The 13,429-nt window shown below is 72.7% G+C and carries 11 protein-coding genes; 4 read left to right on the plus strand and 7 right to left on the minus strand.

Features of this window, described 5'->3' with window-relative positions; all coding sequences use genetic code 11:
* The first annotated feature begins 259 nt into the window (after positions 1–259).
* A complete protein-coding gene (locus AC3AGO_RS26255; protein WP_487822701.1) occupies positions 260–1,702 on the plus strand; it encodes an alkaline phosphatase PhoX in 1,443 nt (480 codons plus the stop codon).
* Between the two features lie 135 nt (positions 1,703–1,837).
* On the opposite strand, the gene AC3AGO_RS26260 is transcribed toward AC3AGO_RS26255, so the two are convergent.
* The 3 genes from AC3AGO_RS26260 to AC3AGO_RS26270 all read right to left on the minus strand — a co-directional run bounded on the left by AC3AGO_RS26260 (position 1,838) and on the right by AC3AGO_RS26270 (position 5,397).
* Positions 1,838–2,452, minus strand: a complete 615-nt coding sequence (locus AC3AGO_RS26260; RefSeq protein ID WP_487822702.1) for a chorismate mutase — start codon at positions 2,450–2,452, stop codon at positions 1,838–1,840.
* 146 nt (positions 2,453–2,598) lie between these two features.
* Positions 2,599–4,287 carry an amidohydrolase gene (locus AC3AGO_RS26265; RefSeq protein ID WP_487822703.1) on the minus strand — a complete coding sequence of 563 codons (1,689 nt, stop codon included), beginning with the start codon at positions 4,285–4,287 and terminating at the stop codon, positions 2,599–2,601.
* Positions 4,288–4,590: 303 nt separating this feature from the next.
* Entirely contained in the window at positions 4,591–5,397 is an 807-nt protein-coding gene (locus tag AC3AGO_RS26270; RefSeq protein ID WP_487822704.1) for a crotonase/enoyl-CoA hydratase family protein, read from the minus strand.
* 446 nt (positions 5,398–5,843) lie between these two features.
* Between AC3AGO_RS26270 and AC3AGO_RS26275 the strand changes: the two genes are divergently transcribed.
* Positions 5,844–7,154, plus strand: a complete 1,311-nt coding sequence (locus AC3AGO_RS26275; RefSeq protein ID WP_487822705.1) for a YeeE/YedE family protein — start codon at positions 5,844–5,846, stop codon at positions 7,152–7,154.
* 241 nt (positions 7,155–7,395) lie between these two features.
* Positions 7,396–8,019 carry a dihydrofolate reductase family protein gene (locus AC3AGO_RS26280; protein ID WP_487822706.1) on the plus strand — a complete coding sequence of 208 codons (624 nt, stop codon included), beginning with the start codon at positions 7,396–7,398 and terminating at the stop codon, positions 8,017–8,019.
* Between the two features lie 152 nt (positions 8,020–8,171).
* Here the strand turns inward: AC3AGO_RS26280 and AC3AGO_RS26285 are convergent, their stop codons facing one another.
* The 3 genes from AC3AGO_RS26285 to AC3AGO_RS26295 form a co-directional block, all read right to left on the minus strand.
* On the minus strand, positions 8,172–9,782 hold the full coding sequence (locus AC3AGO_RS26285) for a glycoside hydrolase family 32 protein (protein WP_487822707.1): 1,611 nt from the start codon (positions 9,780–9,782) through the stop codon (positions 8,172–8,174).
* Positions 9,783–9,851: 69 nt separating this feature from the next.
* Positions 9,852–10,124, minus strand: a complete 273-nt coding sequence (locus AC3AGO_RS26290; protein ID WP_487822708.1) for a hypothetical protein — start codon at positions 10,122–10,124, stop codon at positions 9,852–9,854.
* 83 nt (positions 10,125–10,207) lie between these two features.
* Positions 10,208–11,485, minus strand: coding sequence for a TerD family protein (locus tag AC3AGO_RS26295; RefSeq protein WP_487824825.1), 1,278 nt, complete (start codon positions 11,483–11,485; stop codon positions 10,208–10,210).
* 236 nt (positions 11,486–11,721) lie between these two features.
* On the opposite strand from AC3AGO_RS26295, the gene AC3AGO_RS26300 reads away from it, so the two are divergent.
* Positions 11,722–12,318, plus strand: coding sequence for a TetR/AcrR family transcriptional regulator (locus AC3AGO_RS26300; RefSeq protein WP_487822709.1), 597 nt, complete (start codon positions 11,722–11,724; stop codon positions 12,316–12,318).
* Positions 12,319–12,361: 43 nt separating this feature from the next.
* Here the strand turns inward: AC3AGO_RS26300 and AC3AGO_RS26305 are convergent, their stop codons facing one another.
* On the minus strand, positions 12,362–13,417 hold the full coding sequence (locus AC3AGO_RS26305) for an ATP-binding protein (RefSeq protein ID WP_487822710.1): 1,056 nt from the start codon (positions 13,415–13,417) through the stop codon (positions 12,362–12,364).
* Positions 13,418–13,429: the final 12 nt, after the last annotated feature.

The following is a 13,429-nucleotide window of genomic DNA, read 5'->3' on the forward strand; positions in this document are numbered from 1 at the left end:
GTGAGTTCCGGCTCGTGGCGCCGGGCCCTCGTGTGTTCCGGCCCTTCGGGGCGGGGTGGGTTGCCCCGGTCCCGCCCCTTCCCGAAACCGGGGGCACCCCGGGCCCCGTGCGGGGTGGGTGGGTGCGGTTGCGCTGTGGTTTGCGCCGTTCCCCGCGCCCCTTTATGAAGGGGCTTGTTTTCGGGTGGTGTTCAGCGGGGGTTCTTTGTGGGGGGTGAGGGTGGCGGGTGCCGGAAGATTCGGACATCCAGGAGTGCACATGCCGTCCTCGCACAGTTCGCTCAGCCGTAGAGACTTCGCCAGACGTTCCGCCGTCGCCGGGGCCGGTGTCGCCCTGGTCGGGAGTGCCGGGGTGCTGGCCTCCGCGCCGGGCGGGCTGTCCCGCGCCGAGGCGGGACAGCCCGCGGCCGGACCCGGGTACGGGCCGCTCGTGCCCGACCCGGAGGGACTGCTCGCGCTGCCGGAGGGATTCACGTACCGGGTCCTCACGTACAGCGGGAAGACCCGGCTGGAGTCGGGCGAGGACACGCCGTCGAACCACGACGGCACCGCCGCGTTCGCCGGGCCGCGCGGCACGACGCTGCTCGTCAACAACCACGAGCTGAAGGGCCCGCGCGCCGACTGGGACTTCCCCGTGCCGCTCACCGAGGGCCTCGTGTACGACCCGGCCGCGTCCGGCGGCTGCACCGTCGTGGAGCTCGCGGGCAAGGACGGGGAACACGTCACGGAGTGGGTCGGCATCGCCGGGACCTCCACCAACTGCGCGGGCGGCGCGACCCCTTGGGGCACGTGGCTGACCTGTGAGGAGAACACCGACAAGGCCGGCGAGAACGGCATGACCAAGGACCACGGCTACGTGTTCGAGGTCGACCCGCACGACCGGCGTGCCAACCGCGGGCCGAAGCCCCTCAAGGCGCTCGGCCGGTTCGACCACGAGGCCGTGGTGGTCGACACGAAGCGCGGGCACCTCTTCCTGACGGAGGACGCCTCCACGCCCAACGGCCTGTTCTTCCGCTGGACTCCGCCGTCCGGCTTCACCCACGGGCGCGGCAAGCTGCGCACGCTCGACGCGGAAGCGGGCGTGCTGCAGGCCATGAAGTGCTCCGACTCCGCGGGGAAGTTCGTCGACGACCTGGCGCGGGCGGACCGGCCGGGCACCGTGTACGGCGTCGACTGGGTGGACGTACCGGAGCGCGACGCCCAACAGAAGGACATCCGGGAGCAGTTCGGCGCCGGCGAGGTGACCCGGGGCCGCAAGCTGGAGGGCATGTGGTGGGCGGACGGCGGCGCGTACGTCGTGTCCTCCTACGCGCACGAGGGCGAGAGCCCCGGCACCCCGCACGACGGCCAGGTGTGGTTCTACGACCCCCGGCACCGCACCCTCACCCTCAAGGTGCTGCTCGGCGTCAACAAGGACCCGAACAAGCCGGACACCCTCGACGGCCCCGACAACATCACCGTCTCCCCGCACGGCGGGCTGATCCTGGCCGAGGACGGGGAGGGGCTGCAGCACCTGTTCGGCGCGACGGAGGACGGTACGACGTATCCGCTGGCGCGGAATCAGCTGAATATCGGCAGTGCGGCGGAGCCGTCGTACAGCGAGTTCACGGGCGTGTGCTTTTCCGCGGACGGCTCGACGCTGTTCGCGAATATCCAGACGCCCGGGATCATGTTCGCCATTACGGGGCCGTGGCGGCGCTAGCCTCCCCCGCGGGGGTGCCGATTGTGCGGGGGCTGCGGTTGCGCTGTGGTTTGCGCAGTTCCCCGCGCCCCTTATCCGCGCAGTTCCCCGCGTCCCTTGTTTGCGCCGTTCCCCGCGCCCCTTGTCCGCGGCCCTTCAGCAGACGGAGCGCACGGCGCGGGTCAGGCCCGCGCCGTGCAGGGCGTCGAAGTGGTGCTCGACCGTGGTGCGCATCGTGGCGCCGGCCAGCCGGGGCGGGCAGGAGGGGCTGTGGCGTACGGCGTCGGAGCGGCGCAGGTCCGTCAGCAGCCGGTCCGTGATCCGGTCGAGTGCGGGCCGGACGTCCCGCGCCAGGTCGGGCCGTTCACGGGGGCGTTCGGCGGGGTGCCGGTCCCAGCGGGCGAAAAGGCCGCGCTGCACCACCTTGTTGGCCTCGATCTGGTCGCGGAAGACCGCGGTCGCCTCCTCGGGGACGATGCCCTGGCGCGCCGCCTTCTCCGCCACGTCCCGCAGCAGCGCCCGCTCCCGCTCCGGGTCGTCGATGGCCTTGCCCGTGCCCCACTTGGCCGCGGCGACCTTGTCCGCCAGCTCGACGCGTTCGGCGGAGAGCCCGGCGAGGGAGGGCAACGGCCGTTCCCCGTACGGGTGTTCCGGCGCGCGTACGGACGCCGGTGCGGCCGCCGCTGCCGGGACGGCTCCGAGTGCCCCGAGCGCGGTGGCGGCGGTCAGGGCGACGAGGACGGGACGCGCGGCCCCACGGCGAGTGATCATGCGTCATGTCTACCCGATGCGCCGCGACATGAGGCGCGGCGCATGACAGCGCCCGCACGTACGTGGGTGGGGCCCCGCGGCGTCCGCGCGCCGCCGCGGGGCCCGGTCCAGGGGCCGGACGACCGGTCGTACGTCCGGCGGGCCGGTTACTTCTGCGGTTCCAGCTCCGGGCCGAGCGAGGAGAACTTCTCCCGGCTGATCACCTTCTCCGGCGGCCAGGTGATGTTCTCCGGCGGCCACTTCTGACCGGTCTTCTTCAGGAACCAGGCCGGCGGCTCGTACATCGGCGGCTCGTAGCCCTCGGGGAGCGCCGTCTTCCAGTCGACGCCCTTGCGCCGCTCCTCGAACTCGTCCTTGAGGGCCTTCAGCCGCTCCGGCTGCGTCACCAGGTCGAGTGCCGTGGCCGCCAGGTACTTCGCCGCCGCCAGCAGTGCCGCGTGGCCGGGCGCCGCGGCGGTGCAGGCGGCCGTGGACCAGGTGTGCATCTTCGTGCCCACGGGGGCCAGCGCCGCGCCCATGGAGACGGTCGGGACCTGCCAGCTGATGTCCGCGACGTCGGTCGAACCGCCGCCCAGGAACAGCGGGTTGGGTGGGGCGAGCTTCTTGATGTCCTTCTGCAGGCCCTTTTCCGGCAGGCCCAGCGACGCCTGCAGCTCCTTGGCGAGCTGCTGCGCCTCGTCGGTGTACTCGGGCGGGCCGATCTGCCGCATGTTGTCGTACATCAGCTCGGCGAAGGCCTTCGACGGCAGCTGGTTCCAGCAGGCCGAGGTGATCTTGTGGGAGACCGTGGTGCGGCTCGCCTTGGCGGCGGCCTCGGACACCGCGATGACCTTCTCCAGCAGGGAGTTCACCCGCTCCGGGCTGCCGTCCCGCACGTAGTAGGCGATCTGCGAGATCTCCGGGGTGACGTTGGGGATGTCGCCGCCGTTGCTGATCACCCAGTGCAGGCGCGCGGACGGCGCCATGCTCTCCTCGCGGAGGAACTCCGACATCGTCGCCATCATCACGGCAGCGTCGCCCGCGCTCTTGTTGCCGAGCGGGGTGCCGCCGTGGCCCGCGACGCCGAGGAAGGTGAAGGTGATCGCGGTCATCGCGTTGCTGGTCTCCCAGCCGGTCGCGTTGCCCGTGGAGGGGTGCCAGTCGAGGAACGCGTCGAGCCCGTCGTACACGCCCTTGCTCACCGCGTACGTCTTGCCGATCAGCTGTTCCTCGGCGGTCGAGCCGAAGAACTTCACGGTGACGTCCAGCTTGTGGCGCTTCGCCGCCTGGGCGACGGCGGACGCGGCGGCGGCAGCGGCGGTGCCGAGCGCCGCGTGCCCGCAGCCGTGCCCGGGGCCGTAGCCGGGGTGGAACGGGTCGTGCTCGTACACCAGCGGATCGTGCCGGCCCACGCCCTTCTTCTGCGACAGGCCCGGCAGCGCGTCGTACTCGCCGCTGAAGCCGAGCACCGGGCCGCCGCTGCCCTGGGTGAACGTCGCGGTGAACGCGGTGGGGAAGCCGGCCGTGCCGAACTCGACCTCGAATCCGGCCTTCTCCAGGAACGCGGCCTGCGCGAGGGAGGAGTTCCACTCCTTCAGGCTTAGCTCGGCGTTCTCCCAGATCTCGTCGTTCAGACCGGTGATGGACCGCTCCTGCTGCCGGATCCAGTCCAGCGCCGAGGACTTGGCGGGGGAGTCCTTCGCCACGCCCTCCGGCGGCCGGTAGCCCTCGCCGGCCTCCTTGCCGGCCGGTTCGGCGGCGGCCGCGGCCACCGCCGGGTCGGCACCCGCCGCGGTCGCCGCGGTGGCGGCCACACCTGCCGCGCCCAGCATCTGCATGATCTGACGGCGGCTCATCCCGCTCGCCGCCGTTGCCTCATGGGTGTGTTCATTGTGGTCATGCAGGTCGCACACGGGCGCCTCCGGTGTCGGGTGCGGCGTACACACATCGGCAGGTAAGCGGCAACTCTCATGGCCGCCTGTTGCCGAGTCAATAGGTGTGGATCACCGCGCTGTTACGGGACGATCTCGCGAACTCCCAGGTCCGTGCCGGGAATTGGCGATTAGTCCGAAGTCGTACGACCGTGTGCGCGGGCCGTCGGCGCGGCGTCGCGGACCTGTCGGCGCGGACTCGTCGGCGCGGACTCGGCGGTGACCCGGTCAGCGCCGGCCGAAGTCGCCGTGCCGGCCCTCGCCCGCCGCGAAGCGGGCCGCTCCTTCGACGGACTCCGCCAACGAGGCCTGCCCGTACCGGAGTTCGCGTGCCATCGCCTCCGCCTCGGGGAGCCCCTCCTGGTCGCGCAGGGACGCCAGATCGCCGCGCAGGCACGTCTGCGGGAAGCCGGCGAGGTCCGCGGCCAGGGCCTCGGCCTCCTCCCGTGCGCGGCCCGGCGGCACGAGGCGGTTGGCCAGCCCCATGTCGTACGCCTCGCCCGCGCGGACCGGGCGGCCGGTGAGGATCATGTCGGTGGCGCGGCTCGCGCCGATGAGCCGGGGCAGCCGTACGGTGCCGCCGTCGATCAGCGGAACGCCCCAGCGGCGGCAGAACACCCCGAACACGGCGGTCTCCTCCGCGACCCGCAGATCGCACCAGAGGGCGAGTTCGAGGCCGCCCGCGACGGCGTGCCCCGCGACCGCCGCGATCACGGGCTTCGACAGCCGCATCCGGCTCGGGCCCATCGGCCCGTCGCCGTCCTCCGCCACGGTGTTGCCGCGGTCCGTGCCGATGGCTTTGAGATCGGCGCCCGCGCAGAACGTGCCGCCCTCGCCCCACAGCACGGCGACCCGCGCCTCCGGGTCCTCCTCGAACGCGCGGAAGGCGTCCGCGAGCGCGGCGGCGGTCGGCCCGTCGACGGCGTTCCGGGCCGCGGGCCGGGCCAGTACGACGGTGCTGACCGGCCCCTTCCGCTCGGTACGGACGGCGGGCGCGGCCTCTGCGGCGCCCCCGGGAACGGACTCGGCGCTCAACGGCGGGCCTCCGTACGGGAGTGGGCGTCTCGCGCGGCAACCTACGCGCGCGCCGCCACCCCGGTCCAGACCCCGCATGCCCTGACGGAGGCCGCGTACGGGCCCGTCCCCGGGCTGTCACGCGGCCGGGGTGTCTCATTTCCGGGGGGATCGCATCTCAAGAAGTGATACGGGGTGCCGTATGGTCCCGGCGTTGACCTACCGTGGCACGCATGTTCGGACCAGCACGCCAGCTCGCGCTCACGCTCTTCGCGGCCACCGCGTGGAGCGTCGACGACGCGCTCTGTAGCCGCTGAGGCAGCCCCTCGGCGCGCGCCGTCCGCTCTTTCCGGCCCCGCCCGTACCGCACCCCGCGAGGGGACACGCGGCCACGGGCCGACGGCCCCGGCACGGTCCGGCGGCGCCTCCCGTCCGAACCACTCCCCGCTTCCGGTACGGAGACCACCGTGACCACCGCTCCTCCCGCCGCAGGGACCGCCGAGGCCCCTGACGTCCCGCAGAGCCCGTCCCGCAGGGCACTGCTCGGCCCCTCGCCGACCAGCACTCCCGCACCCGAACCCGCGCCGCTGCCCGCGGTGCGCCGGATCCCGCTCGCCGTTGCCGGCGTACTGGGCGCCGCGCTCACCGCGTACGTGTGGTCCGCGCACGGCGCGAAGCCCGGCATTCTGCTGCTGCTCGGTATCGGCCTCGGCGTCGCGCTGTTCCACTCGCGCTTCGGCTTCACGTCCGCCTGGCGGCAGTTGATCGCCGTCGGCAACGGCACCGGGCTGCGCGCCCACACGCTGCTGCTCGGCACGACCGCCACCCTGTTCGCGCTCGTGATCGGCACCGGCACCGGCCTGTTCGGCTCGGCGCCCGCGCCGAGCGCGGGCCCGCTCGGTGTGGCGCTGCTGGTCGGCGCGTTCCTCTTCGCCATCGGGATGCAGCTCGGCGGCGCCTGCGCGTCCGGCACGCTGTTCGCCGTCGGGTCCGGACAGAGCACCATCGTGCTGACGCTCGGCGGCTTCATCGTCGGATCCACGCTGGCCGCCTGGCAGTTCGGGCTGTGGAGCGACCTGCCCGCCCTCCAGCCGGTCGTACTCGCCGACCACGTCGGCTGGTTCGGCTCCTGGGCCGTGACCGTCGCGCTGCTCGCGCTCGTGTACGTGGTGGCCCGTCGCGTACAGGCGCGCCGCAATCCGCCGCCGGTCGGCGTCCCGCCGTCCGCGCGCAGTTCGGCCGCGCGGATTCTGCGCGGCTCCTGGCCGCTCGCCGCCGGCGCGCTCGTACTGGCCGTGCTCGGCGCCGGCGTGCTGCTGGTGTCCGGCGGAGCCTGGGGTGTCACCAGCGCGTTCGCGCTGTGGGGGTCCAAGCTCGTGGGTGCGCTGGGCGGTTCGCCGGAGACCTGGGCCTTCTGGCAGCAGCCGGAGAACGCGGCGCAGCTGTCGGGTCCCGTCCTCGCCGACAAGACCAGCCTCACCGACATCGGCATCATGCTCGGCGCGGCCGTCGCCGCAGCGGCCGGCGGGGTCTGGACCCTGCACCGCGGCATCCCGTGGCGCACCGCCGTCGCCGCCGTGCTCGGCGGCATCCTGATGGGCATCGGCGCGCGGCTCGCCGGCGGCTGCAACATCGGCGCGTACCTCGCCGGTATCGCCTCCGGCAGCCTGCACGGCTGGATCTGGGGTGCGGTGGCGCTGCTCGGGACGTGGGCGGGGCTGCGGCTGCGGCCCCTGTTCGGGCTCGGCAACCCGAAGCCCGGCGACGGCGTCTGCTAGGCGCTCCGCGGGGGTGCCGCGTGTTCCGTGTGCTCCGGTGGGGTGCGGCGGCTGCGGTTCGCGCTGGGGTTTGCGCAGTTCCCCGCGCCCCTGATGCGGAGTTCCCCGCGCCCCTGAAGTGCGGGTCTCCGCGCCCCTGATGGGGATTTCGCGGGGGCCGATGAGTTCTGGTGAGTCCGGCGGTCATCTCTCTGTACGGTGCCGCACGGGAAGCGGTCCCGCTGACCCTTAGGGGGAAGCCATGGCGGAGCTCACGCTGACTCAGTTCGTCTCGCTGGACGGGGCGGTCCAGGGTCCCGGGGGCCCCGAAGAGGACACCTCGGGCGGCTTCGACGTCGGCGGCTGGGTGGTGCCGTACGGCGACGAGTCCCTGTGGGGCTGGATCTCCGACTACTTCGGGCGGGCGGACGGCTTCCTGCTCGGCCGGAAGACGTACGAGAACTTCGCCTCCCACTGGCCGTATGTCTCCGACGAGGAGGACCCGGTCGTCGCCAAGCGGCTCAACTCGCTCCCGAAGTACGTCGCCTCGCGCACTCTCGGCAGTGTCGGCTGGCACAACACCACGCTGCTCAGCGGCGACATCGCCGAAGAGGTCGCCGAGCTGAAGCGGAAGCCGGGCCGCGAGCTGCAGGTCCACGGCAGCGGCGCCCTCGCGCAGACGCTGACGCAGCACGAACTCATCGACGAATACCGGCTTCTCGTCTATCCCGTGGTGCTCGGCAAGGGAAAGCGGCTCTTCGAGGAGGGCACCCCGCCGACGGCGATGCAGCTCACCGAGTCGAAGACGTCGAGCACGGGTGTCGCCCTGCATGTGTACCGGCCCGAGGGGCGCCCTGCCTTCGGCTCGTACGCGCTCGACCAGTAGGTTCGTACGGGGAGTCGGGGACACCGGCGGCGGGCACGGAAGTTCTCATCGGAGATTAATGCAAGGTGGCCATGCCGCCGCGCGCTCTCTGCCAGACTGGGGTTTAGGCCCCGCTGCTCCCCCGTCGGCGGGGCCTTCTTCATGCCCGGACGTCACGTGCCGAAGCTGCGGATCTCGACGTCCCCGAAGTGTGCGCGGCCGCCCTCCGAGAACAGCGTGACACCGGTGTCCCCGGGCTCGGGGAAGACCGCGTGGGTGTGCGTGAAACGGCCGTCGTCCACGAAGAGCTCGACGGACGTGCGGTCCACCAGCACGCGGAGCCGCACGCGCCGGGGCGCCGGGTCCACGGGCGTTCTGCTCTCCAGGGCGTCCTTCTTCTCCGCCGCGCCCGCCTTGCCTGCCGGGCTCTCGGTGTCCGTCCGGTTCACGTACGCGTAGTCGCCGTGCACGCCCACGTCGAGGTGCCGTGCCCCGTCGTCCGAAGTCCGCAGCCGCAACCCGGCGTTGGTGACGCCCTCGTCCCAGGTGAGTTCCGTCCGCAAGTCGTATGCCTGACCGCTGAAGGGCAGGTCGCGTGCGCCGTCGACGTCGAGGCTGCCGAGCCGGCGGGTCCGGGAGGCATGCGCGTCGAGGGCCGGGACGGGGCGGGACAGCAGCGCGTATTCGCCGGACTGGCGCCGCTGCAGGGCCACTTCGCGGACGACGGACAGTGTGCCGTTGAACCCGTCGGCCCCGGTGGTGGGCGTGGCGTCCGGGTAGTCCCAGTTGTTCATCCAGCCCTGTGCCCAGCGCACTTCGGGGTCCACGGCGCCGTCCTCGGCGTGCTTCTGCCACGTCACCGCCGCATACCAGTCGAAGCCGTGGTCCAGCCACTGCGGTGTGCCGTCGTCCGGGTGGAACGTCTCGCCGTCGAAGTCGCCGGTCCAGTACGCGTACGTGTGCGGCAGGCCCGCCGCCTTGCCGTTGGCGCCGGCGCCCAGCACCCAGCGCGTCCTGCCGTCCGAGGCGCGCAGCGGGAACAGGTCGGGGCACTCCAGCAGTCCGATGCCGTGCTGGACGAAGCCGCTCGCGTAACGCCAGTCGCGGAGGTTCTCCGAGACGTAGAGGCCGATTTTCCCGCCCTCGGCGAGCAGCATCACCCAGCGGCCGCGCTCCTCGTCCCGTACGACCTTCGGGTCGCGGAAGTCCGCGGCGCCCGGGTTGGGCAGCACCGGCCCGTCGCCGTGCGGGCGGAAGGTGCGGCCGCCGTCCGGGGAGTGCCAGAGGAACTGGGCCTGCCTGTGCTCCGCGTTCTTCTGCCGGTGGTCCTGTTGGGTGACGAGAGCGACGACGGCGCCCTCGCCGAAGCCCGCCGTGCCGTGCGTGTCGACGACGGCGGAACCGGACCAGACGTCCCCGTTGCCGTTGGTGAACTTCGGGACGGCCACGCCCTCGTCGTGGAAGGCGACGCCGTCATCGGTGGTGGCCAGCCGCCACTCGGTGCCGTCGCCGCCGCCGCGGTAGTCGCCGTTGTAGAGGTAGTAGTGCAGATATCTTCCGTCGCGGTACAGCGGGCGCTGCGGGTCGTTCATCCACTCCTCCGGCACGGAGAGGTGGAACTCCGGCCGGTACGTGGTGTGTTGGGCGCCGTCGCCCGGTGCGGGAGAGGGGCCGGAGCCCCCGCTCCTGCTGCGGGCAGCCGGTATGAGGCCGGCTGCCGCGCCGAGCGTGCCGAGACCGGCGAGCCGGAGCAGCGTTCTTCTGGCCCTGGGGGTGCCGGGCATGCGGGAGCGTCCTCAGTGGTGGCTGTGCGGGGAGAGACGTCCGCCGGAGTCCCGGCGGACGGGGCGCGGCTATGCGGGCTGGGGGCCCTCGCCGGAGATCTCGACCGGGCCGAAGCCCGAACCTCTCACCAGCACCCGGCCCTGGCGTCCGTCGGGCAGCCGGATCGTGGCGACGTCGCCCTCCAGCTCCGCCCACAGATACTTGCCGGGCTCCACGGACCGGATGGTGCCGCCCCAGAGGTACTGGGGGTCCGGCGGATGCGTGTACAGAGCGGCCTCGACGGGGATCTCGATGCCGGCGCTGATGACCGTCGCCGCGCCGTGGTAGATGCTCTTCGACATGTCCCCAGTGTGGCAGCCCGCCCCGTTTCGCCGCGCCGGACACGAGGGTCGGCGCGCAGGTCACGGGGCGGGCGGGGGAACGGCTACAGGGCTGCGGCCGCCGGCTTGACCATGCCGCGGACGGTACGGGAGTCGACGTACTCGCCGAGGGCCGTCATCTCCCACTCGCCGGAGAACTGGCGGATCAGCTTGCACATGAGCACGCCCGTACGCGCCTCGGCGTTGGTCAGGTCGAAGCGGACCAGCTCGGCGCCGGCGCCGTCGAGGAGCCGGCAGTAGGCCTTGGCGACGTCGGTGAACTTCTGCCCGGAGAACGAGTTCACCGTGAAGACCAGGCCCGTGACCTCCGGCGGGATGTCGCCCAGGTGGACGGTGATGGCCTCGTCGTCGCCCGCGCCCTCACCCGTGAGGTTGTCCCCGGAGTGCTGGATGACGCCGCGCAGGATGGCGAGCTTGCCGAAGTAACAGGCGTCGACCTTCTTGCGGTTGGCGTCGTACGCGATGACGGACGCGTCCAGGTCGATGTCCTTGGCGCGGCGGCCGGCGCGGAAGACGGGCTCCCAGCCGAGGCCCATCCGGACCGAGGTGAGGACCGGCTTGCCGCCCTTGGTGAGGGACACCGTCTGGTTCTTCTTCAGATCGACCCGGCCCTTGTCCAGGTTGATCTTCCCGGCGCCCGGGGCGGGCGGCCCGGGCGCGGCCGGGGGAGCGGGGGCGGCGGGAGTCGCCGGGGCCGCCGGAGCGGCGGGCTGGGGCGGCTGCGGTGCCTGCGGAGGAGCCGGGGCCGCGGGAGCCTGCGGGCTGGGCGCCTGCGGCGCGGGCGGCGGCGTCGGGGCCGCGGGGGTCTGCGGGGCTGCCGGTGCCGCCGGCGCCGCGGGCTCCTCGACGCTCACGCCGAAGTCCGAGGCGATGCCGCCCAGTCCGTTCGCATAGCCCTGGCCGACGGCGCGGACCTTCCACGCGCCGCCCCTGCGGTAGATCTCCACGATCACCAGGGCGCTCTCCGCGCCCAGTTGGGGCGGGGTGAAGCTGGCGATGACGGCGTTGGACTGCGGGTCGCGGACGGTGGCCGTCGGCTCCGTGCCGGAGAAGGTCGCGCCGGGGGCGTCGAGGCTGGCCGTGACGACGACCTTGTCCACATCGGCGGGCACCGCGGCGGTGTCCACCGTGATGGTGTCGGCGGCGCCGCTGCTGTGTGTCACGCCCGGGCCCGCCGGCTGGTTGTAGAAGACGAAGTCGTCGTCGGAGCGCACCTTGCCGTTCTCACCGAGCAGCAGGCCCGAGACGTCAAGCCGGGTCGGAGCAGTGACCTCCACCGCCACGCGGGCCGCGGTCAGGGGAAGGTTGGAGCCAGGAGTCATCGCGGTCATGACGGGAGTAACGAGTGGCTGCCCTTTGCGGTTCCTTTGCCGGGTCCGCTGTCCGGAGACCGCCGGCTCCGGTGCGTCCCCGCGTACGGCGGGCGGTGCGGCGGGACTCCGAATCCTGGACCGGGGCTCCGGAACCCGGACCCGGACTCCGGATCCTGGACATGGCGTAAACTAGACCGATCGGTTTAGCGTAAGGGTGCACCCCTGGAGTCGGAAGGAGGCGGGAGATGGAGCGGGACGCGGAGCTGACTCCCGGCGCGCGCAAGATCCTCGACGCCGCGGCGGAGCTCTTCTACGGGCACGGCATCACGGCCGTGGGGGTCGACCTGATCGCCAAGGAGGCGGGCGTCACGAAGAAGACGCTCTACGACCGCTTCGGCTCGAAGGAGGCACTGGTCGCGCGGTATCTGCACGAACGCGACCTGCGCTGGCGGGAGTTCCTCACCCGCGGCGTCGAAGAGCACGGCGGTGCGGACGCGTACGGGAAGGTGCTGGCCACCTTCGATGTGCTCGGCACCTGGATGCGCCGGGAGAACTCACGGGGCTGCGGCTTCGTCAACGCGGCGGCTGAGCTGCCGGATCCGGCGCACCCGGGCCGTACGGCCATCGCGGAGCAGAAGCGCTGGCTGCACGGCTTTCTGCGGGAACTCGCCGCGCAGGCCGACGCCGGGGACGCCGACGGCCTGGCCGACGAGCTGCTGCTGCTGCACGAGGGCGCGACGGTGCTCAGCGGCCTGACTCTGATCGAGTCCCCCGTGCACACCGCCCGTTCGCTGGCGCGGGCGGCGCTGGACCGGGCGGGGTGCGCCCCGCGAGGAGGCTGACCGGGGCCCGGGCCCGCCGTCATCGTGACCCGGGACCCGGCTGTCACCGGGGTTCGGGACAGGCCAGCGACCAGCTCAGGCAGCGGCGCCGGAACTCCCTGTCCTCGCCCAGCTGTTGGAGCCACTGCTTCCCGTACGCGCGCGTGATCCGCGGCATCCGGAAGGACGTGCCGTACGGCTTGGGATCCGGGACGATCAGCAGCTGCCGTACGAGACCGACGAACGCGGTGGTCAGCGCGTCGGCGGGGAGCCGTTCGTCGCAGCAGACCCGCAGCGCGTCCTTGAGTGTGAAGGCGCCGGGGAAGACGCTGCCGCGCCCCCAGAGCAGCTGCTCCTCCTGCGTGCACAGCCCGAGGCTCCACCGGAGCGAACTCCGCAGCGTCAGCTGGCGTTCCGGTGCCCCGGGCTCCGGGGAGGGCAGATCCAGCATGGTCTCCTCCTCGGAGACGCACGACAGCAGATCGTCGGCCGACCGGTGGGCGAGCTGTCCGGCCGCGATCCGCAGCGCCAGCGGCAGGCCGTCGAGCAACGCGCAGATGTGCCGCGCCTGTTCGGGCTCCATCGCGAAACTGTCCCCGGCGAGCCGTGCGGAGCTCTCGGTGAACACGTCGGTCGCGGTGTCGAGCGGGAAGGTCCGCAGCGGGAACGTGGCCGGGGCGGTCACGGGAAGTCTGCTGGTGAGCAACACGCGCAGGCCGGGGCACTCGCCGATCAGCATCCGGAAGGCGGAGGCGCAGATGTTCACCAGGCGCTCGCAGGTGTCCACCACCAGCAGCGCCGGACGGTCGCCCACCGCCTTCGCCAGCGCGGGCAGTCCGTCCTGCTCCCGGAAGCCGTCCAGCCCCAGCGCGAAGGCCAGTTGACGGGGCAGCAGGCCGGGGTCGTCGAGCGCCGCGACGTCGGTGCCGCCGACCGCCCACCAGCGCCCGGGAGTCCTGGCCGTACGGTGCGCGGCCTCGGCGGCCAGGGCGCTCTTGCCCACACCGCCGGGGCCGGTCACCGCCACCAGACGCTTCTCCCGCAGCAGACCGACGAGTTCGCCGACCGCGGCTTCGCGTCCGGCCAGGCCGGCCGGACCGGCGTACTGAGAGTCCCGCATGTGCTCCTGCCT

It is taken from the genome of Streptomyces sp. BL1 (assembly GCF_057628045.1).